Origin of the sequence: Paenibacillus sp. FSL K6-2859 (genome assembly GCF_038008265.1) — a bacterium.
In the GTDB taxonomy this organism is placed as follows: Bacteria; Bacillota; Bacilli; order Paenibacillales; family Paenibacillaceae; genus Paenibacillus_AQ; species Paenibacillus_AQ nitricinens.
Genome location: NZ_JBBOYU010000001.1, coordinates 5,855,955 through 5,877,482, shown reverse-complemented (window position 1 = coordinate 5,877,482; position 21,528 = coordinate 5,855,955). Strand labels below are relative to the sequence as shown.

Below are 21,528 nucleotides of genomic sequence, written 5' to 3'. Positions count from 1 at the left end.
CGTTGTAAACCTTGAGGGGATTTATTCGTGTTATACCCTAAGATTTCAATTGGCTTCCGCAGGACTCGCGCACAACAAGTACTGGCTCCACAACAAAAGAACCGCCACCTGACTGATTGTTAATCAAGTCATAGAGCATATGGGCAGCGAGGATGCCAAGTCGTTGTTTGTTCTGACGGATGGTAGACAGTCTTGGTGTAGTATATTTGCAGGCTTCGATGTCATCGCAGCCGATGATGGCGATATCCTCAGGGACACGGAGGCCATGTTCTTTTAATGCACGGATGGCTCCTAAAGCCAGCAAATCAGAGGCAGCAAAAATGGCCTTTGGTAAACTGCCGCTTTGAATTAATTGTTGCATAGCCGTATATCCGCTGGACTCAAAGAAATCGTCGCCATGTACAAACCAACGCCGGTTCAAAGGGAGACCGAAACTTTCGATAGCTTTGGTATATCCTGCTTCCCGTAGATTGGATATTTCTGAATCCGCAGCACTTCCTATAAAACCAAGCTCCCTATAACCAAGGAGGTAAAAATGCTCCACGACCTTAGAGGATATTTGGAAGTTATCTGACATAACAAAGCCTGACTTCTTCCCTTTTAGTTCGAGATCTACCCCGATACAAGGGATACTGCTCATGTCCAGATCGTGGATCGTTGGCTCCATCTTCTGTCCAGATATAATGACACAGCCATCCACATTAAAATGAACAGCGCGCGCGAAGTAATCTCCGCTGCTAATAAATTTTTCGTTTGAAAAGAAGATGAGATCGTATCCCAGTACACCCATTTGTTTTTTGAAGGAATTTAATACCTCGACGAAAAAAGGGTGCGTAAATTCTACATTAAGCTCACCTGCAAAAATCACACCGATCAGATTTGATTTTTTGGTTGCAAGTGTCTTGGCGGAGTTGGATGGTGAATATCCAGTTTGCTCGATGATCTCCAGGACTCTTTTCTTGGTCTTTTCCGAAACATCGCTGTAATTATTCATAATTTTCGAAACGGTCGAGACAGAAACGCCTGCCATTTCGGCAATCATTTTGATATTCATATGTAATATAAGCCACCCTCCGCTTAATAGTTGGAATATGGGGGAAAGACTGTGGTAGAGCGGTTATTTATGAGTTTTTTTGAATGGAGTGAAGAGTAAAACAGTTATTTTAAGTCTATTCTTATTGCCGAAACAAGTCAAACGGATATTTTAATCCTGAGATATATTCCGAAAAAAATAATGTAAAAAAATTCAAAATTATATCTTTACAAATATGGAAATCTAAGCAACAATAACATTGTCGAAACCGATTTCGATTCTTCGCTTGAATTACGAATATTACGAAATTCGAGGAGTGATGTTTAGGATGAAGAGGAATTTCACGGCAGCAATAGCTGCTATGCTCCTTGTCACCGGGCTGCTATCACCGGTTGGGAGCATGAATGCTTCAGCGGCAGAGCCATTAAAGGGAAACTCACCTGATTCAGCGGTAACGAAAGTGGAAAATGAAACAATCGATGTATTGAAAGCGTTTACGGATGTATCTCCAAGCCATTGGGCTGCAGGTCCATTACAGCGTTGGAGCGCAAATGGGATTATAAGTGGATATGACGACGGATCGTTTCAACCGGGCAAGGAAGTCACAAAGGCAGAGTTCGCGGCAATTATGAATCGTATATTTAATTATCAGGAGCAATCGGATAAGCTTCCAGCGGATGTGCTGGCTACAGACTGGTATAAGAGTGATATTGCCAAAGGGATTGCAGCTGGATATTTGAGCAGTGATAAGAATAACAATATTTATCCTTCCCATGCACTCTCGCGTGCTGAGGCGGCGTTATCCTTGGAGAAAGTGTTTCGTTTCAATACGGACAAAAGTAGCACAGCAGGATTCACTGATTTGAACGGAATCAGTGATGAAACTGCGAAAGCGATAGCAGCCCTATCGAGTGCTGGCTTTATTAAAGGTTATCCTGGAGGTTTGTTTAAGCCTGAGGGCGGAATTACACGTGCAGAGCTTGCTCAGCTTGCTGATCGAATGGTTTCGGGACTCATCTTAAAATCTGGAGAGACTTCGCTTGGAACAGTAAAGGGCAATGTAATCATTAATCATGCCGATGTGGTTCTTAAAGATACTGTCATCCAAGGCAATCTTTATTTAACGGAGGGGATTGCCGAAGGGAATGCGAAGCTTGAAGGTGTTAAGGTAACAGGGACTACGTTTGTACGAGGTGGCGGTGAGCAAAGTATTGGCTTACACAATGCTTCTATTGGGCCGCTTCAAGTAGCCAAACCTAACGGTAAGGTTCGAATTTATGCCAGCGGTTCAACAACTGTGGATACTGTGCAGCTGCAATCCGGGGCTATCTTGGAAGAGAGCAGCGATCTTACGGGAGCAGGCTTTGGGGATATTGAGATGAACGTCGTTCCTCATAATATCTCACTTCGAGGGATATTTGGAGCGGTTCGCTCGGCAGACTCAGTAGTCAGCGGCTCTTTGCTAAGAATCTCAGGAACTATTGCCAGTCTTACGGTGGGCAGCCCAACTCAATTGACTCTGGAGAATAATGCATATGTGTCTGCGTTAATCCTGACTGCAAGTGCCGGAGGCACAGTGATTCAAGGCAGCGGAAGCGTAACCTCAATAGATAACAAAGCCGATGGAGTAACGATTGGCGGCTCACCAGTACAAAAAGGAAACACTGGGAAAACGACATTACCAGTAGCAACTTCTGCTCCAAGCAATTCTGGTAATGTAGGTCCAACAGTGACGCCAACCGAAACACCTGAAGCAACAGCTACAGCAACTACTACACCTACCGAAACGCCAACGGCGACATCGACACCAACGGCAACGCCTACAGCCACACCGACATCGACACCAACGGCAACGTCTACAGCCACACCGACATCGACACCAACGGCAACGCCTACAGCCACACCGACATCGACACCAACGGCAACGCCTACAGCCACACCGACGCCAACACCAACGGCAACGCCTACAACCACACCGACATCGACACCAACGGCAACGCCTACAGCCACACCGACATCGACACCAACTGCAACGCCTACAGCCACACCGACATCGACACCAACAGCAACGTCTACAGCCACACCGACATCGACACCAACCACCGATCCATGGACGCTGGTTTGGGGAGATGAATTTAATGAAGGGACCATTGATCCTACGAAATGGACCTATGACCTTGGAGATGGTTCGCAATTTAACAATCCAGGTTGGGGTAACAACGAGAAGCAATGGTATACAAGTGATGAGAAGAACGCAAAGGTACAAGATGGTAATTTAGTGATTACGGCGCATAAAGAAGCAGTAAGTGGCAAGGAGTACACTTCTGCGCGACTTAAGACAAAAGGTCTGTTCAGCAAGAAATATGGGAAATTCGAGATTCGAGCTAAAGCACCTACCGGAAAAGGGTACTGGCCGGCGATCTGGATGCTGCCCGAGAACTACGAGTACGGAAATTGGGCTTCCTCTGGTGAGCTTGATATTATGGAGGGCTGGGGCAGCCGTCCTAATACGGTAGCGGGTACTATTCATTACGGCGGCGAGTGGCCTAACAATGTGTACTCTGGTAAAGAGTATGTGTTCCCGGAAGGTTCCACGATAGAACAATTCCATACGTACTCCATTGAGTGGGAACCGGGAGAAATTCGCTGGTATGTAGATGGTGAGCTGTTCTTGACCAAAAATGACTGGTACAGCATCAGCAATGGCCAGCCTGCGAATAATGCTTATCCAGCACCATTCAATCAAGAGTTCCACCTGCTGTTAAATCTGGCTGTTGGCGGCAACTTCGATGGCGACCCAACACCTGAGACTGTGTTTCCAAAGTCAATGCAGGTTGATTATGTCAGAGTCTATGAACTGACAGGCCGTGAGTATCGTGAGCCGATACCCGTAACGCTGGAGAAGGAAGCTTACTTAGAAGGCTCAAAGCTTGCACTTCCTGATGGCAATCTTGTCTATAACAACAACTTCACGGAGCAGGTTCCGGGAGATAATGGAATGGGAATACCGAATACTTCACATTGGGTTTTGTTTAAAGAACCAGGAGCCGATGCTACAGTATCCACTGTGCCGATTGGGGGGCACAACTTCGTAAAGGTAAATATCAGTAATGCTGGAGGCAATGTGTATTCCGTTCAACCTCAAGCGATCGTATCCGTTGCTAAAGGCAGATTCTATAAGCTCAGCTTCGATGCGAAAACAGACGTATCACGTAATATTAGCGTTAAACTAACGGGGGGAGAATCACGGGGCTTTGCCGCTTATTCTCCAGCGCTTAAGGCAGAGCTGACTTCCGAGATGACCCATTACGAAACGATGTTTCAAATGAAAGAAAACTCTGATATTGCAACACGGATAGAGTTCAACATGGGTACTAATGCTTCACCAGTCTGGCTCGGAAATGTCCGTCTGGAAGAGGTAGATCGTATTCCTTTTGACCATGACGGAATAAAGACACCGCTCGGTAGCGGTAATCATCTGTACAATGGCACTTTCGATCTTGGTGAGCCGAATCGGATGAGCTATTGGCACGTAGAAACAGCCAAAGGTGCAACGGCCGCGGCTAAAGTAGATGACAAAGGCAAGCTGAATGTGAAAATTGGCGGCAGCGAAAGTGGCGAAGTCCGATTGCTTCAGAAGGGAATTCAGCTTATACAAGGCCAAGACTATGAACTTGCCTTTAATGCTGCAGTATCCTCTGCACGTACAACCACAGTTCAGCTTCTTGGAAAAGACGGCAGCGTACATGCGCAGCAATCGGTTAACTTAGCCCAAGGTGAACAAGAAATAAAAGCCAGCTTCACTAACCTTGCAGGTGCAACGGATCATGAGGGACAATTCATATTAATTCTGAATGGTGCTGCGGATACCGTCATCTTGGATAACTTCAAGTTGCTGCGCACGAGCTTTTATTATGATCCATCACTTGTTTACTATCCGCTGGTGAATGGTGAATTCAACGCTGAATTTCTTGCCTGGGATCGGCTGTTGACGGAGCAGGGCGGACAGAGCACTGCTACTGCTACAGATGGAACAGCGAAGTTTAACATTACGAATACGGGTAGTCAGCCCTATTCCGTGATGTTGTTTCAAAATAACTTGAAAGCTGCAAGCGGAATAGATTATGTGCTAGAGTTTGATGCCAGTTCAACCATAGCCCGGAAAACCGGAGTAAATGTTGAAAATGCATCTTATCAGGCTTCATTTACAAATATTGTAGAGCTCACACCAGCAACAACTCATTACAAATTCGAATTCCGTCAAGGCAGTAAAGATACACTGTCTCTTAAATTCCTGCTTGGAAAGGTTGAGGGAAATAGTATTCCTCAAAGCCATGATATTATTATCGATAATGTGAAATTTGAAATTAAAAATGCACCAGCAAAACCTCAGGAATTGATAAGCGATAGTTCAAACAACAGAGTTTCGCAGCCGATTGAGCTAACCTTCATAGACCATGAGGATTGGAGAAAGAAAATTGTTGCAGTGAAGGTTAATGGTACAACACTTGAAACTGAACAATACACCATTGAACCTGGGAAAATCACAATCGATGCAGCAGTATTTCCATCCGAGGGCAGCTATACCATCACAGTAGAAGCTGACCATTACGCAAACGGATATGTGCTTCAGACAATACTTGCTAATGATAACAATCTGGTCATCAATGGTTCGTTTGGTAGCGATAAGACGGGTTGGTCTACATGGTCTGGAGAAGGTGGTGTTTCAGCATTTGATGTGAAGAAGGGCGTGGCAGAAATCTTGATTACGTCGGCAGGATGGGAGGCATGGCATACACAATTTTACCAAGAAGGTATCCCACTGGAAGGCGGAAAAACGTATGAGGTGAGTTTTAAGGCGAAATCAACGGTTCCGCGGCAAATCATCCTGGAATACTCCAATACTTCTGCAGCTTCCGCTCAAGCTAAGTTTGATATTACTGCCGATTGGGCAACGTATGGCGCACAATTTACGGTGTCTAACAGCAATCCGCTGAAGCTGAATTATCTGATTGGCAAATCGCAGGGCACTGATCCTACGGCTAACAGTACGCCACATACGATTTCTTTTGACGATATTGTGGTCCGGGAAGTACAAGGTGGTCCGCCAGTGACACCCCCAAGCGGCACGCTGGATAATGGAACCTTTGATGTGGATTCAAAAGGGTGGAGCCAGTATTTTGATGGAACCGGATCTGCTGCTGTAAAAGATGGCGAATTTGCGATAGACTTGACGGGCACAGGGCAAGCTGCCTACAGCGCACAAGTGGATTACGAAAACCTGAAGCTTATTCAGGGAAAGACGTACACCTTGAAGTTTAAGGCCCGTTCTACGGTAAACCGTAATATTCAGGTAGCTGTGGAGCATAAAGGCGGGGACTACACCAAATATATGGAGGCTGAGCTTATAGCCTTGACCCAGAACATGAAAGAATTCAGCTACACATTTACCATGAACGGTGCGACAGACGCAGGGGTTCATCTGGTATTTTTACTAGGGCTTATTGATGGGAACAGTACGGAGACGAATAGTGAAATTGGTGCGGGCAGCACGATTTATTTGGATGATGTAAGCTTAATCGAAAGTTAAACGAAAAAAACGGCAGTGTTTTCCTTTTTACAGGAGCACTGTCGTTTTTTTTGGCTTGGAATTAAGATTCTTCTTTAGGGATAAATTCGAAGATCTTACCATTCTCAAAAGATTCTATTAGTTTTAGCAACCAGCGGTAGTAATTAATGGATTCGGTAATCTTCTCTTCATCTGTATTTAAGAGCTGCATAAGTTTACTATCGTCACTAAATTCTTTTTTCATATCGTTAATTTCTGCAAGTGATTTCGCTAGTGAAATCATATTTCCTTCGACGGCTTTTCTCCATTTAATAGAGAAGTAATCACTGAAGTTCTGATGCCAGTCAGGTACAGTGGTGAACAGGTCTTTGCGAGTCCCTCTCCCCCAAACTTTATCGATCATTTTCAGATCTAGGAGGGTACGGACTCCCGTACTCATGGACGTTTTGCTCATTCCCATTGTTTTGCTAAGTTCGTCCAATGTCACTGGACCTTGATTGAAATACATATAACCGTATAAATGCCCAATGGATAAAGTGATGCCGTATAGATCCATATTTTTACCGATAGAGTCTATCACGCGTTCACGGGCCTTACTAATCTTCTCTATTTGTTCGGGTGTTAACCCTTCTAAATCGTTCATGATGTCCCTCCTGAGGAATAGGTCGATAGACTGCTGCAACCTTATACAATGTATTGTAATCAAATCCCCCTCCATAAGTAAAGAAATCATGAAGAAAGGAATTTGGTGTAAAACAGAGTATTCTATACATAAAGTACGTAAAGTTAAAACTGTACATTAAATTTTATCCGTATATGGTGTTTGCATGAATTTTCAATAGTCCGGTACACTACTATAAGTGAACTAAACCCGGATATATTTTCGGGAGAAGGAGGACGGCATGGCTATTATAGAGGTGAAAAAGCTAACCAAAGTATTCGGTCATGATGCGGGAAAGGCGATTCCATTATTAGAGCAAGGGTGGTCGAAGGAAAAGATCGCTCAGGAATTAAAGTTGACGGTCGGAGTCAACAAAGCCGAATTCAGCATTGAAGAAGGAGAAATATTCGTCATTATGGGATTGTCCGGCAGCGGTAAGTCAACGTTGGTTCGTTTGTTGAACCGTTTGATTGAGCCTACAGGGGGACAAGTCCTTTTTAAAGGAAAAGACGTCGTTAAAATGAATCCGGAGGAGCTTCGGCAATTTCGGCGCAAGAACATCGGCATGGTGTTCCAGAAGTTCGCATTGTTTCCACACCGGACGGTATTGGAGAATGCGGAATACGGACTTGAGGTTCAGGGCGTAGATAAAAAGAAGAGAACTGAACGGGCCATGGAAGCATTGCATCTCGTTGGTTTAAAGGGCTGGGAGAATCATCGACCGGATCAACTCAGCGGAGGGATGCAGCAGCGTGTAGGATTAGCAAGAGGACTTGCTAATGACCCTGATATCCTGCTCATGGACGAAGCCTTTAGTGCACTGGATCCGCTGATCCGTAAAGACATGCAGCAGGAGCTGCTGGAATTGCAGTCCAGAGTGAAGAAGACGATTGTGTTCATCACTCATGATCTAGACGAAGCCCTGCGGATTGGTGATCGGATTGCACTGATGAAAGACGGTGTTATCGTGCAGATTGGTACACCGGAGGAGATTCTCATTCAACCTGCCAATAAATATGTAGAGCGTTTCGTGGAGGATGTGGACTTGTCCAAGGTGCTAACTGCAGCTCATGTGATGCGGCAACCGGAAACGGTTAGACCTGAGCGCGGACCACGTGTAGCACTTCAACTGATGCGCGACAGCGGTATATTCAGCCTGTATGTGGTAGACAAAGAAAACAAGCTCTTGGGTGTTATTACAGCTGAGGACGCAGCACAGGCACTAAAGGATAATAAATCCATCCTAGAGGTTACACGGCGGGAGATCCCTCGTGTATATCCAGAAACGCTGCTCAATGATTTCTTTGAACTAATATCTGAGACACATTTGCCTGTAGCCGTCGTAGATGAAGCGGATAAATTAAAGGGTATTGTGATTAAGGGAGCCGTTCTTTCCGCACTCGCGGGTAACGCGGTACCGGAAGGAGAAGGATCTTAATGGACATTCCAAAACTGCCTTTAGGAAAGGCCCTCGAGTGGTTGGAAAACTGGCTAACTACGTATTGTGGCCCCTTGTTTGACTTTATCGCTACGATAATCGGTGGGATGGTTTCTGCAATTGAAGGTGCGCTGACCTTCCTGCCTGCATTAGTGCTTATCGTACTAATTGCAGCTTTATCTTATTGGATTGGGAAATGGCGCATGGCTTTATTTGCGGTAATCGGACTGCTCTTAATCGATAATCTCGGATTATGGGGACCTTCGATGCAATCTTTAGCCCTTGTTCTAACTGCCTCGATACTGGCTGTGGTAATCGGCGTACCGATTGGCATTTTGTGTGCGCAGAGAAATGCGGTTAGAAATACAGTTACGCCTATTTTGGATTTTATGCAGACGATGCCGGCATTTGTGTATTTATTGCCAGCGGTATCTTTTTTCTCACTTGGTGTAGTTCCAGGTGTAATTGCATCGATCATCTTTGCGATTCCACCGACAATTCGTTTGACCAATCTCGGTATTCGTCAAGTTTCAGAGGAGTTAGTGGAAGCAGCCGATGCTTTTGGTTCAACACCAACTCAGAAGCTGGTTAAATTGCAGCTGCCGATCGCACTGCCAACGATTATGGCAGGCGTCAATCAGACGATTATGTTATCACTCTCGATGGTTGTCATCTCATCTATGATTGGTGCGCAAGGTGTAGGAGCCTATGTATACCGTGCGGTATCGCAGGCTAAGACAGGAGATGGGTTCGAGGCGGGGATCGCTATTGTTATTATAGCTATTCTACTCGACCGTTTAACGCAGAACGCACTAAAACCAAAACAGAGATAGGGGTTTAAAATAGAATGAAGAAAAAAAATATAGGGTTATTCCTGTTAGTGATTATGATGATTACTGTGATTGCTGGATGTTCATCCTCAAGCAACGAGAAAGTAAAACTGGCTTATGTAGCATGGGATTCGGAAATTGCGAGTACTTATGTAGTAAAGGAAGTACTTGAAACTAAGCTTGGAGCTACTGTTGAAATGCTGCAGGTAGATGCAGGTCCAATGTGGGCAGGAGTTGCTGACGGTAGTGCAGATGGAATGGTTGCAGCCTGGCTGCCAAGCACGCATGCTGCTTATTTAGAAAAGTATGGTGCGAAAATGGAAGATTTGGGTCCAAATCTGAACGGAACCAAGGTTGGTTTAGCGGTTCCTGCGTACATGGATATTAATTCTATTGAAGATTTGAAAAACAGTGACCTAGCTGGTAAATTGAACAATCGAATTATCGGGATTGAGCCGGGTGCTGGTATTATGACAACAACAGAAAAGGCTATAGCTGAATATGGCCTTACTGATTATACCCTTCTTGAAAGTTCATCAGCAGCGATGGCTCAAGAGCTGCAAAAAGCCTATGACAACAACGAGCCTATCGTTGTTACGGGTTGGACACCACACTGGATGTTCGCCAATATGGACCTGAAATATCTGGAAGATCCAAAAGGTGTATATGGTGCGGATGAGCAAATCCATACGATGGTTCGTCAAGGTCTGAAAGAAGACATGCCGAATGTCTATAAGTTCTTGGATCAATTTGAGTGGACAGCAGAAGATATGGCGAAAGTAATGGTTGAGGTTCAAGGTGGGAAATCACCAGAAGAAGCTGCTAAAACTTGGGTAGAAAACAACCCCGATAAAGTGAATGCGTGGATTCAAGGTGTAGAATTGTAAGTAGATAGAATTCTGTGGTATGATGTGAAGAATCAATGGATTACAAAAGTGTAACTTGTACGCTAACCACTGTTCTTTACAAATGCACTTCATAAGCAAACTCATTCAATAAAACACCCCGGAAGGGGTGTTTTTCTTGAGAATATAAGCAAAGTAATAAAAGGGATATCTATACTTTGCTTATATTTTAATGCTCACACTTATGCTTTAGCGAAGTAAATCAGGAGGCAGCTGCTGCAAGGAGTCAAGAGAGGAGACTGCTTCATGACAGAGACCATAAATACCTGGATAGATTGGCTGCTGCAAACGCTTGGCCTTAGTGGACCCTCTATTTTATTTGTGACGATTCCATTGGCGCTATTGCAGAGTATATTAGGATTTTTTCCGTTCGTAATTTTGATTGTACTCCATGTGTCTGTATTTAACGTTATTGGAGGTATGATAATCAGTTGGCTCGCTTGTAATCTGGGTGGAATACTGATGTACTTCCTCATTCGACGTTACCTTTACAATTGGTTTGATCGAAAATGGAGGTCCAAGCTGAAAAGGTATGACAAATGGCAGCGTTACTTGGATCGATATGGAATCTGGACGTTGGTACTTCTACGTACGATTCCTATTATTCCGAACAATGTAATCAACTTTATGTCCGCTGTTTCACCGATAAAAGCCTCATCCTTTGTTTGGGGGACCGTGCTTGGGAATCTGTCTTACATTTGGCTATTCGGTACGATCGGCTCAAGCTTAATCGTCCCTAGGGAAGAATGGAATGGATATATTACTTGGTATGCCGTGTTTATCGCTATTCTAATCGGGATCTTTATACGGCGGCACTGGGACCATTTGCAGGAAGATAAACGGAGTAGAATGCACTAATACTAATTGATCATCAAATGAATGAAGAACGTTTCTTTGGCATTATCTGCCGGAGGGAACGTTCTTCTTTTTTGTCTTCTTTGCGAATACCTTAAACTAAGTGGAGGTGGCTTGACCTCTACGTAAGGCGGGAGGGACTATCGCAATGGGGAGATTAAGAAAATGGGGGAACCGAGGGCTAAGATTACCTGATCTAGGTCAGTTTCGGCTGCCAAAAATAAATGGGGGCGGGACGCCGAGGTTCTCTGGAAGAAGCTCCGCGTTTAAGTCAAAACCTAGTAGGGCAGCGGCTAGACCACAGAGTGCACGCTTTGAAGCTAAGCGAAGTAGAAGTCATATGAGCTCATCGAGTAGGGCAGAAAGAAAGATGAACGTTACCGGTGGAAACACGCGTAAGCCAAGAAGCCGGCGTAAATTTTGGCTGATTGCATCCTTAGTATTGATTGTGCTTGTGCTACAGGCACTGCGATACGTGGAGCTGCACATGAAGCCACCTATTTTGCATTTAGCGCAAATTCGTGTGAAGCAAATCGCAACTGAGTCGATAAATAAAGCGATTACTTCACAAGTTGCGAACGGAGGAAATGCAGAGGAACTGATTGATTGGAAGACCGATAAGAACGGGAAAATATCAGGCTTTATGTTGAACTATGCGGAGCATATGCGTATTACTTCACAAGCGGCAGAGGTAATCCAGACCACGTTGCAGGATTTGCATAATCAGACAGAATATATTCCGCTCGGTCAGGCACTAGGTAGTCCTCTCATCGCCTCTTATGGGCCTGATATTCCGATCAAGATTGAACCGCAAGGTGCTGTTAAGGTTGAACTCAGCACTCGCCAGCAAAATGCCGGAATCAATATGATTTTAGTTGAGGTCTATATCCATATTGTTACGGAGGTAGCGGTGGTTATTCCTTTTGACATGGAACCCCAGGTAGTGGATACGGAAATTCCAGTGTCATATCTGATGGTCGTCGGAGACGTGCCAATGTATTACTACGATAATCAGGGTCAGCCTGTCGGTGCTAATGGCAGCAGTGCTCCAGGAATTGCTATTCCTGCACCGTCTGTAAGTGGAGATAAAAATGGAGTATCAGATCAGAGCAAGGATACTACTGGGAATAGCAAAGAGGATAGCAATTCATCGCCAGCTGCACCCAATTCTTCAAATACAGGCGCAGCTCATACAGAAGAAGGCGGCAAAGGCGTAAATGGAGGAAATTAAGGGATATCATGCTTAACCGCTCATAGACTATAGGTAGAGTTGCTTTAAATAAATGGAGCGTGAGTCCTAATGTCACATGAATCGATGAATATGGAACGCTTGGCAGGGAGATACGGTTTCCTTGAACGTGCCGGACTTCTACCCTTGCCTAGTGAAGATGGGATTTCTATTGTAGTTGAGCTTAGCCGTATGGAATGTGCTACGGTCTGTTTACCCCTGCTGCTGCTTCACTCGGGAGTGGCTGTGCGCATTATTGCTGTTTCAATGTCTCCCGACTTCCCCATGGAGGTATTAGCAGGACAGTTCTCGCCGGAGGAACCAGTGCTCTTCCTACCTTATGAGAAGGAGGAGTATATGCCCAACCTAGCTCTGGCCCATATCGAGACCACCTTTGCTGTTCTGCTTGAAGATTCGATTATGGTATCGCCTGGCTGGTTAAGCGAGTTAATGTGGGCATCCGTTGATGATGCATCCGTAAGAGTCATTGCTCCGCGTTCTTCTACCGAAAAGGGTGAAGGGAAGAAACGGCTTCACTTTGGTACTCATCATGAATTAACGGAGCATGTAAGCTACAGCCTTGGGCGGTATCAAGGCGAATGGCACGAGGTGGAAGTGCTAACCGGATCTTGTCTTTTATTCTCTAAGGAATTGGTTCAGCGAATTGGCGGCTTTGACACCTCGCTTCAAGCACGGCATCTCATGATAGCTGACTGGTGTCTTAGGGCGCGTCAGGTTGGAGTGAAACTGGCACTGAGTGAAGCTGTGTATGTTCATGCTATTCAGTCACTGGATAAATACCTTAGAACGAAGGACGAATCCAAACAAACGGACGGCTGGCAGACTTACTACAAGAAATGGGCACTTGAAAGCGGGATAGAGAACGAAGGACTTTTAGTACCCTATACTGAGTCCTTAAAATTTCCACAGCCGGTTATACCATTGGGCAGGATTCCCTTAGCATCTCCGTTGGTAACGGCCATAGTTTATTGTGATGAAGCTTGGGATTGTGATGAGCTGAAGGAGCGATGGGTAGCTGTACGGGAGCAGCAGAGCTACAAGTATATTCGCTGGATTTGGATTAGAGATACTTTGGTGGACGCTACGCTTGAGTTACCGGTTAGCGAACATGATGTAATGATAACAGTTCATGGTGAGGATGTATGGCAACGGGCGTTAAAGAACGCATCTGCATTATATGAGAGCGAGATCATTCTGTATTTGTCCACTTCTATCCAATATGAGAAACGTTATGTTGAGCGGGTAGTGAAGGCCATAACTCAAGGATCCGCAGATCTGATCGTAAATTTATCGGCTGAAATGGAAGAATCTGGGGTTCATTTGCTTGCAGGGGGAGATTCAGCGCTCGCTCTACCTCTTGAACGTGTTGCTTACAAAGGAGGGATCCTACCTGGGATGATTAGCAATGGGAAGTTTACTTCCCGTCAATTGCTGCTGCACCCTAATGCCTCTCTGGTAATAGGCTATATTGGGGATTTGTCCGATTCCAAGGAGGCACACCCATGAAATATTTAATTCTAAGCGGAGGTTCTTGGGAGGACTACGAATATAAAAGATTGCTAGAGCTTCTTCCCGACAGGGAAGGGGTCTGCTTTGCTGGACGAATGACTAGAGAGCAGCAGACTAACAATCAGATTAGGGCAGTTGCGGCTGCAGATATTTATTCTTTGAACATGAAGCAATACACGATTCTTGTCTCTTCTCCTTATTGGCTCTCAGAGGTTCTCTCTTTGCAGGCAGCTTATGTAGTGGCTCTGCTAGAACGCTGTCCGGAAGAAGAAAAGAAGTGGTTATGGGATAAATACAGCAGTTTGCTTGGCGCAAAGGCTGACCTTGTAGCCACCCGATCTGAACGGATATATCTAGAGCAGAGCTTGCGCAGGGAAGATGCGCTCTATCTCGCCGGGGATCAGCAAGAATCCTATGGAGTTACCTTTCAGGGAGATCGGCTGTATTTTCTTACGGATTATGAGGTGCTGTGGAGAAAGGCAATGGCGAACTTGCGTCAGGATTCAGCGAGATCACCTGCCGATTGGGTTACTATACAGCTTGAGTTGCGGGCGGACTATTACATTTCCATGTGTGCTAAGCTGCCCAGTCAACCTGTTGTGCATTACTTGGCAGCTTCCTATCTGTACTTGTTGGGGGATTCCGTAGCAAACCGCTATCTGGCGCAATCCTTTGAGCTCATGGTGCTGTATGAATATTTAGATTGCCTTCATTCACATTTTCGCTTTTTTTCGGCTATAGAGGGTAAGACTGGGGATTTGGAAACAGCTGTTCAACAATATACGATTACGGCAGTTACAGCTGAGGAGAAGCAGGATGCGGAAAGGCTGCAGGGCTGGCTTCACTCCGGGCAGTACGAACTTGTCCGGGCAGAGCTGTTTCGCTTAAATGAGGATGAAGCTGAGGCAATACGGATTCTGAGTTCGCTCACCACCTCAGAGGCGAAGAGGTTATTGATTCAGAATTATATTCGGACCTTCCAATGGGAGAAAGCGCTAGAGCTTCAGCAAGATTTGGAGGGGAATGTTGATGGGATTATAGAAGGCACAATACACTTGCTACATGGCAGACGACATGAGGCTATGCGCAGCTTCTTGAATGCGGCAGGGCAAGACAATCAGGCGTGGCCGCTTTTATCAGAGATGGCAGATCTAGAAGAGGCTGTAAAACGATTGAAAAGGAGAGTGGAGGGATGAGTAGTCATAAATGGCCTCTCCGCAAAACAGCAGGTAACCGCTTGACTGCTATGATGCAGGTTCGTAACGAAGCTGGAAGGTATCTGGAGCAGGTACTTGAAGAACTGAGTGAGTTCGTGGATGATATTGTAGTTGTTGATGATGGAAGTACAGATCATACGGCACAGTTATGTCGTTCTTTTGCCAAGGTTACGAAGCTTGTGACACTGGAGACCTCCTTGTTTAATCGTGAGTGGGAGTTAAGGCAGCTGTTATGGGATTTAGCGGTGTCTACGAATCCGGATTGGCTCCTGTCTATAGACGCTGATGAGTTCTATGAAGAGGCAGCTAAACGGGAGATGAGACGGCTGATTGATCAGGATGTGTATGACTGGGTATCCTTCCGGCTATTTGATTTTTGGGGTGGCACCACCCATTATCGTGAAGATGAACATTGGAATATCCATACGAAGCATACTCGTACACTTGTCCGATACTTGCCGAATTTTCATTATTTCTTCCCGAAAATGGATCATCATGTTCCTAGGCTGCCGCTTTCTTACTCGGTATTGCCGGGTTTTCTTGCCGAACTGCGAGTGAAGCATTATGGATGGGCAGTTTCCCCGGAAGAGCTTCGACTTAAATATTCGCGTTATATGGAGCTTGATCCAGAGGGGCGCTGGGGGAGTCTGGAGCAGTACCAGTCCATTCTAGATGAGCAGCCCCATTTGATTGAATGGAAAGTATAGCTCTGAAATCCGAATCTGCCAGTCGGTTAGATCTGACTGGCAGATCTGACGAGCAACCCCCATGGGATATGACCTGAGGGTATTCCATGGGGGGAAGCTTTTGCAGCGAGCATAAGCTTATAGTATGAGAGTCCCACTGCAGCGGTAGTTCCCCCATTTCTGCGCACAGCCATTTCATCTGATAAAGCGATCTTTGGAGTTTCCCCACAGGAGCAAGCCATTGCCACATATAATAGCCATTCGGCGCAGCCCGTCGAAGCATTATAATGAGGGGGTTGACTGAGATAGATGGAACACCACTGTTTCTTTACGGGGATAGGAGCCTCAAGCAATCCATAGAATAAGGGCTGCGGCAGTTTGCACCATTGGAAGGAAGATCCCTCTGAATGACGATAGAGCGTTAATACACTGTCCCAAGCACCGACCTGAAGCAGCAATTGTATAGCATAGCTCAGATCAGGAAGAGAAGGCTTAATGTCAGAACGACTTGTTAAAATATGATGAATCGTTAGGATCCCTGGTCTGTATGGTGATATGGAGACAACCCACTTCTTGGCTGATTCATTATCTCCAGCACGGCAAGACAAAGCCCAGAGATAACCGAGTATTGATGAATGTTCGGAAAGAAGAGATGGATTATGAAGGAGCTGCTCAAGGGGGGCGAGGGTGTGTTCCTCCTCTTGCTGCTGAGTACAAGCAAAGAAAGCCTGCACAATGGTTTGAACGGTTAGCGGTAGCTGCGAAGCAAAAGAGAGAGTGGTCAGCCATTCAAAATCACGAGCATTGAGCGCCGCGGGCACGAGATAGCCTAAAGTAATTGGTGAGAGAGTGTGGATATGATAGCGGGTCAATGCGATCATACTTAACCTCTCTCCAGATAGCAGGCTTAGTGGGACAAGCTGTTTCCACGCATCCGTATAATCTGGTTTAAACTGTATAGCAGCCTCGTAGTGTTTCCGCGCATTTGGATATAGAAATAACTTCTCGCATACTCTGCCCGCTAGTAGTTCTGTTCGATACGTTCCACTTCCCGAAGAAGATGGATATGAAAGTGCTGTATCCCCACTCTTCAGTGCTTGCTGCAAGAAGTGTCTAGCTTGGCTTAGCTGTCCTTGTTCGAGTAATAAAGCAGCATAGCCCTCTAATAAATCAGTGAAATCGGGAAACAATAAGCTCCCCGCATGAAAGACTTCCGCAGATTCCTGCTGCCTGTTACATCGTTGTAAAGCATAGGCAGTCTTTAGATAAATATCGGAGGCATACCCGGATTGGGTTGAAACATCAGCGAGTAATGGAAGAAGTACATCTGCAGCTGTATGATATTGTTCCTGTTGATAATGCTCTACCCCTAGCGCATAACGAAGAATTAGATGGTTCGGTTGAAGCTGCAGACCACTATTGATGAGAGCTAAATTGCGCTGATATTTATTTTTGCGCTGCAGTTCATCTTCTAAATAACCATAGTGATAAATACGCAATTCAGCGTAAGCAATCTCCCCTGCAGGAAGCTCCCAAATGCTGCTGGCCGTCTCCTCATGAATGATTCCACGAAAGATGATTCTTCTATCGTTTCTGAACAGGCGGCAGACATGATCGGTAACAAAATCCGCTTCAGGGGCGTCACCGGTATAGTGGATAATGGGTAGCCAATATCCATGGATATGCGCTGCGTCCAGCAGGTGCTGGAGCTGCTCCTTCCTCCAATGATCTACAGCCTCATCGGCATCAAGTACCAGAATCCAAGGGGAAGTTGCATGCTTCAGACTTAGGTTTCGTGCTTTCGAGAAATCATTCTCCCAAGTCATATCGATGATCTTTGCACCGAACTTAAGTGCTATGTCTCTGCTATTATCCTCAGACCCGGTATCTACAATGATGATTTCTGATACGATTCCTTGCACAGAGGACAGGCATTTCTCCAAGTGGTTCGCCTCATTCTTAACGATCATACAAAGTGTGATCTCGGGTATAGTCATAGGAAACGTCCCTCCTATTCTGAAACTTTGTGTAGCGGAAGCGATAGGCGTGCTCTTTTGACTGCTGGAGAATAGGTAGCAGAAGAGGACAAGGAAGCAAGCAGACGATCCGCTAACAAAATCTGTGAACGCCCCTGCTCAGATGCTTGATTAAATGCCGCTTCTATAGAAATGGGCTGCTCTGTGGCATTTATCAGCTGTGCAGCTGCTTCATTACATCCCTCACTCTGTAATAATTCTAGGAGAATCCTGTTCTTAGTCACTGTGTAGTCTGGCAGATGAGCGAGGAACCAACCGTAAATTTCACTCTCGCGGCCTGCACATTTCAGGGCTCGTAGTAGCCGGGTAATGACGGGAGTCGGTTCGGGATGAAGCTGTGCGGTTTTGGTGTAACAAGCAATAGCTTCGGTCTCATCACCTATCTCTTCACATAATTGACCCAGCATATAATAGGTTAAATATGAACCAAATCCAGCCTCAGTATGGTAGCCGGGAGGAGCAGCTCCGATGACCAGCGCTTGTAGCAATGCTACTTTGGCTTCTGCAAATATACCTAACTGTAAGAGTAGGGCTCCTTTGATATGAGCTAAGTCTGGGTAATCCGGATGTGAGCTAATCCCGCGGTCACAAGCTGCAAGCGCCCCAGGGTAATCTTTTAATTCTGCAAGCGAGCGAATTTCATATTTGTGCAGCAGGTGGATGTAACTTGTATCAGGCGGTGCCTCTTCTAGTGATTGTTGGATATGATTTAGAGCAGGGTGATACTCCCCAAGACGCATATACTCAACAGCCATATTAAAATGGTGAAAAGGATCTTTAGGATTTAACCTTAGCTGTTCTTTCAGCAGCTCGACATTTCGTTTGATTTTATCTTTCTTGATCACTACCCCTTCTGCGTAACCATAATGATGGATGACAACAGTGGTCAGATGCATCGGTGCCTGGGGTGTAGCTGTTATGATAGCCTCAGCAATCTGTTCGTGGATGATACCGCTAAACCGGTACTTAGGACGATTACGAAACATCCGAATAATCGGATTGACGGTGATCGTTTGTGAAGTGGGGGTTAGCCCTTTATGATTATGAATGCGTAGGAAAAATGCCTCGTACTCCATATGCTCAGCACATAGCAGTAATTCTCCCTTGCTCTCCTCACTTAATTCCTCATCTCCATCTAGAACGAGAATCCATTGTCCATGGGCCTGCTGGAGACCTGCGTTGCGGGCAGCAGCAAAGTCGCCGCTCCAAGGGTGCTGTATGATTTTAGCCCCGAAGTTTAGGGCAATTTGAACCGAAGCGTCGGTGGATCCAGTATCGACTACAATGATCTCATCGACGACTCCCCGTACGCTTTTTAAACATTGGCTCAAGCTATCTCCTTCGTTCTTAACGATCATGCATAAGGAAATTAGCGGCTTTCTTCTTGAATGGTTCATAGGGAAGATCTCCCTTCGCTCTGACGTAAGCTCCACTGAGTGTGCCAAGATGTACGATTCAGCAAGGTAATGGATTTAAGGATAGCTCTGTTATCCTCTTGCAATGGGCCATGAGCATGGGCATCATTTAAATTTTGTAGAGCATCTTCCATACTCAGCTTCGCTTGCTGAAGATAACAGAGGGATAAGCCGATCCTTGCGGATTCATGCTCAGGCTCTTGTTCCAGCGCTTGCTGAAACCATTCACTGGCCTCGGAATAATGCCCTTTGTCAAAGATCATCTCACCAATATAAAAAAGCACGTTTGCATCGGCGATCTTATCACGAACAAGTACAATAAATTCCTCTCCTGCGGCCTGCCAATCTCCTTCTTTATATAATGCTGTGGCAAATTCAGATCGATAAGCAGGGAACAGGTCTACTAAAGTATGACTAAGTGTGAGCTGATGTAGCTTTACGGATAACCCAATGAGGTCTGAAAGGAATGGTGCATATAAGTGATCTGCTTCTATTTCTGATGGACATGACTCCTCTTGTTGTCGTTGGCATCGCTCGATGTATTCCAGACCAGAACGAAGTTCGTTGGATGTAAACGTGAGCAGGTCGTTCTTGAATTCCCCGTATAACTCCCATTGGCAAATGGCATAGAGGGTATACCACTGCTTTTGATGCTCAGAACTTTGGTTATTTTGGGAAGCTAGTAAGGTCATCTTTTTTATAGCTATACATGCGTCTTCTTTCTTGCCGGTGATGATGAGTGAAGAAATGATCCAATTTGCAGTATCCAATTCCAATGGAAAAATGTCACGGGATAAGGTGGCAATCGCCTCATAAGCATTGATCTGGTATAAACTTTCAATGATCGCGGATCTACTGGTTGATGTCGTTGGCGGGACAAGTTGGATCAGTAAAGTGGTAATTTCCTCATCGGGTACAGCTAGACGTTGAAAAGCAGCAGCAATTCCCTGCAAGGCAGGCGTATATAAAGAATGGTGTTGAAGTGCACGATGAAAAAATCTTGCAGCATCCTCAAGAAGACCAAGCCGCTGTGAGATTAAACCCATCCGGTATAGGGGGCGAAAGGTGCTCATTCCTTGCTCACAGACATATTTTCCGCTAAGTATCTCATGTGCAGGAATGGACTCTGCATGTTGATAAGCTAATAGCGCTCGTTCCCAAAGTCCTTGGCTCTCTAAAGATTGGCCTAATAAAAAATGTAGATCAGGGTAGTCACCATAACGCTCCAGTTCAATCATCAGCAAGGGGTCAATCGCATTCATTTTTCCTTGCGCATGATAGATTTTGCAAAGATCCCTAATCATCGTAGGACGATAGGAGGCTTCAAGTGCTACATGGTGAAGGCCTTGGCGAAGCAACGTCTCAGCTTCCTGAAGACGACCTTCCTGACAGCAGTTTACTGCCAAATTATAGGAGTGGAAAGGATCGTCCGGATATTCGGTTAAAGCGAGGAGCAGCAGGTGCCTATTTCGATTGATTTTATCTTTTTGTGTCATGATTTCAGGTAAATATCCAAAGTGTATAATCTCAAGTGGACTGTGCTCAATTGCCGAGAGGTTATGTTTGCTAAGGATTGAATTGTCAATTCCCTCATGAATTCTTCCGCTATATTGATAACCCTGTCCATTTCGGAATAAGCGGACTGCACTGTGTTTTACCTTATCTTCAGGTCGTACACCTACCCAATTATCAATGTTTACTGTAAAAGCCTGAGCTTGTGTATTCTGTAGAAGGCTGCGGAGTTCTGTAAGTGGGGTTTGTAAGCACTCATCGGCATCGAGGATAAGAATCCAATTCGTTGAGGCATGAACGAGCCCTTCATTCCGAGCAGCTGCGAAATCGTCTGTCCATTCCCGTTGGAAGACTCTAGCCCCGTGTGCTTCGGCAATAGCTATGGATTCGTCAGTAGAACCCGTATCGATCATCACAATTTCATCAGCACCAGCTACGCTTGCGAGACAGTGAGGCAGGAGATCAGCTTCATCTTTTACGATGAGGTGGACGCCAAGCGTAATATTATTCACGATTGTTCCTCCTTGGAAGGCATTATGTGGTTGATGCACATATGTATAGCTGCTGACACAAGCATAAACGCCTTCGGTGTCCTTATAGTTAAAGAAAAAGC

The 21,528-nt window shown here is 45.4% G+C and carries 14 protein-coding genes; 9 read left to right on the top strand and 5 right to left on the bottom strand.

The annotated features are described in order from the left end of the window. Positions 1-37: 37 nt before the first annotated feature. Positions 38-1,054 (bottom strand): LacI family DNA-binding transcriptional regulator, encoded by a 1,017-nt coding sequence (locus MHB64_RS26180; RefSeq protein WP_341135702.1) that lies wholly within the window; start codon positions 1,052-1,054, stop codon positions 38-40. 307 nt (positions 1,055-1,361) lie between these two features. Between MHB64_RS26180 and MHB64_RS26175 the strand changes: the two genes are divergently transcribed. Beyond that, positions 1,362-6,623: a carbohydrate binding domain-containing protein gene (locus MHB64_RS26175; RefSeq protein ID WP_341135701.1), complete on the top strand. Its 5,262-nt coding sequence runs from the start codon at positions 1,362-1,364 to the stop codon at positions 6,621-6,623. 61 nt (positions 6,624-6,684) lie between these two features. Here the strand turns inward: MHB64_RS26175 and MHB64_RS26170 are convergent, their stop codons facing one another. Beyond that, positions 6,685-7,245, bottom strand: a complete 561-nt coding sequence (locus tag MHB64_RS26170) for a GbsR/MarR family transcriptional regulator (protein ID WP_094878565.1) — start codon at positions 7,243-7,245, stop codon at positions 6,685-6,687. 259 nt (positions 7,246-7,504) lie between these two features. Here MHB64_RS26170 and MHB64_RS26165 point away from each other — a divergent pair, with 259 nt between their 5' ends. The 8 genes from MHB64_RS26165 to MHB64_RS26130 all read left to right on the top strand — a co-directional run bounded on the left by MHB64_RS26165 (position 7,505) and on the right by MHB64_RS26130 (position 15,973). Next, complete coding sequence (locus MHB64_RS26165) at positions 7,505-8,701, top strand: quaternary amine ABC transporter ATP-binding protein (RefSeq protein WP_042191675.1); 1,197 nt, start codon at positions 7,505-7,507, stop codon at positions 8,699-8,701. After that, positions 8,701-9,534 (top strand): ABC transporter permease, encoded by an 834-nt coding sequence (locus MHB64_RS26160; protein WP_042191673.1) that lies wholly within the window; start codon positions 8,701-8,703, stop codon positions 9,532-9,534. Before MHB64_RS26165 ends, MHB64_RS26160 begins: the two co-directional genes overlap by 1 nt. Positions 9,535-9,548: 14 nt before the next feature. Further along, positions 9,549-10,418 (top strand): glycine betaine ABC transporter substrate-binding protein, encoded by an 870-nt coding sequence (locus tag MHB64_RS26155; RefSeq protein WP_094873938.1) that lies wholly within the window; start codon positions 9,549-9,551, stop codon positions 10,416-10,418. A gap of 264 nt (positions 10,419-10,682) precedes the next feature. After that, complete coding sequence (locus tag MHB64_RS26150; RefSeq protein WP_094873936.1) at positions 10,683-11,294, top strand: TVP38/TMEM64 family protein; 612 nt, start codon at positions 10,683-10,685, stop codon at positions 11,292-11,294. Between the two features lie 145 nt (positions 11,295-11,439). After that, positions 11,440-12,522, top strand: coding sequence for a sporulation protein YunB (gene yunB, locus MHB64_RS26145; protein WP_373455851.1), 1,083 nt, complete (start codon positions 11,440-11,442; stop codon positions 12,520-12,522). A gap of 69 nt (positions 12,523-12,591) precedes the next feature. Beyond that, positions 12,592-14,046, top strand: a complete 1,455-nt coding sequence (locus MHB64_RS26140; protein WP_341135700.1) for a hypothetical protein — start codon at positions 12,592-12,594, stop codon at positions 14,044-14,046. Continuing rightward, positions 14,043-15,245, top strand: a complete 1,203-nt coding sequence (locus MHB64_RS26135; protein ID WP_341135699.1) for a hypothetical protein — start codon at positions 14,043-14,045, stop codon at positions 15,243-15,245. The genes MHB64_RS26140 and MHB64_RS26135 overlap by 4 nt, the downstream gene beginning before the upstream one ends. Then, entirely contained in the window at positions 15,242-15,973 is a 732-nt protein-coding gene (locus MHB64_RS26130) for a glycosyltransferase (RefSeq protein ID WP_094873928.1), read from the top strand. The genes MHB64_RS26135 and MHB64_RS26130 overlap by 4 nt, the downstream gene beginning before the upstream one ends. Before the next feature lie 26 nt (positions 15,974-15,999). On the opposite strand, the gene MHB64_RS26125 is transcribed toward MHB64_RS26130, so the two are convergent. Genes MHB64_RS26125 through MHB64_RS26115 form a run of 3 tightly spaced genes read right to left on the bottom strand, consistent with a single transcriptional unit; the run spans position 16,000 to position 21,427 of the window. Continuing rightward, entirely contained in the window at positions 16,000-17,949 is a 1,950-nt protein-coding gene (locus MHB64_RS26125) for a glycosyltransferase (RefSeq protein WP_341135698.1), read from the bottom strand. 14 nt (positions 17,950-17,963) lie between these two features. Further along, positions 17,964-19,385: a tetratricopeptide repeat-containing glycosyltransferase family 2 protein gene (locus MHB64_RS26120; protein ID WP_341135697.1), complete on the bottom strand. Its 1,422-nt coding sequence runs from the start codon at positions 19,383-19,385 to the stop codon at positions 17,964-17,966. Next, positions 19,382-21,427 (bottom strand): glycosyltransferase, encoded by a 2,046-nt coding sequence (locus tag MHB64_RS26115; RefSeq protein ID WP_341135696.1) that lies wholly within the window; start codon positions 21,425-21,427, stop codon positions 19,382-19,384. Before MHB64_RS26115 ends, MHB64_RS26120 begins: the two co-directional genes overlap by 4 nt. Positions 21,428-21,528 lie beyond the last annotated feature (101 nt).

What these genes read in the sequence shown, in the direction of transcription:
- MHB64_RS26140 (WP_341135700.1), top strand. Translation starts at nt 12,592, where the DNA reads ATGTCACATGAATCGATGAATATGGAACGCTTGGCAGGGAGATACGGT.
- MHB64_RS26180 (WP_341135702.1), bottom strand. Translation starts at nt 1,054, where the DNA reads ATGAATATCAAAATGATTGCCGAAATGGCAGGCGTTTCTGTCTCGACC.
- MHB64_RS26170 (WP_094878565.1), bottom strand. Translation starts at nt 7,245, where the DNA reads ATGAACGATTTAGAAGGGTTAACACCCGAACAAATAGAGAAGATTAGT.
- MHB64_RS26130 (WP_094873928.1), top strand. Translation starts at nt 15,242, where the DNA reads ATGAGTAGTCATAAATGGCCTCTCCGCAAAACAGCAGGTAACCGCTTG.
- MHB64_RS26175 (WP_341135701.1), top strand. Translation starts at nt 1,362, where the DNA reads ATGAAGAGGAATTTCACGGCAGCAATAGCTGCTATGCTCCTTGTCACC.
- MHB64_RS26155 (WP_094873938.1), top strand. Translation starts at nt 9,549, where the DNA reads ATGAAGAAAAAAAATATAGGGTTATTCCTGTTAGTGATTATGATGATT.
- yunB (WP_373455851.1), top strand. Translation starts at nt 11,440, where the DNA reads ATGGGGAGATTAAGAAAATGGGGGAACCGAGGGCTAAGATTACCTGAT.
- MHB64_RS26150 (WP_094873936.1), top strand. Translation starts at nt 10,683, where the DNA reads ATGACAGAGACCATAAATACCTGGATAGATTGGCTGCTGCAAACGCTT.
- MHB64_RS26125 (WP_341135698.1), bottom strand. Translation starts at nt 17,949, where the DNA reads ATGACTATACCCGAGATCACACTTTGTATGATCGTTAAGAATGAGGCG.
- MHB64_RS26120 (WP_341135697.1), bottom strand. Translation starts at nt 19,385, where the DNA reads ATGAACCATTCAAGAAGAAAGCCGCTAATTTCCTTATGCATGATCGTT.
- MHB64_RS26165 (WP_042191675.1), top strand. Translation starts at nt 7,505, where the DNA reads ATGGCTATTATAGAGGTGAAAAAGCTAACCAAAGTATTCGGTCATGAT.
- MHB64_RS26135 (WP_341135699.1), top strand. Translation starts at nt 14,043, where the DNA reads ATGAAATATTTAATTCTAAGCGGAGGTTCTTGGGAGGACTACGAATAT.
- MHB64_RS26160 (WP_042191673.1), top strand. Translation starts at nt 8,701, where the DNA reads ATGGACATTCCAAAACTGCCTTTAGGAAAGGCCCTCGAGTGGTTGGAA.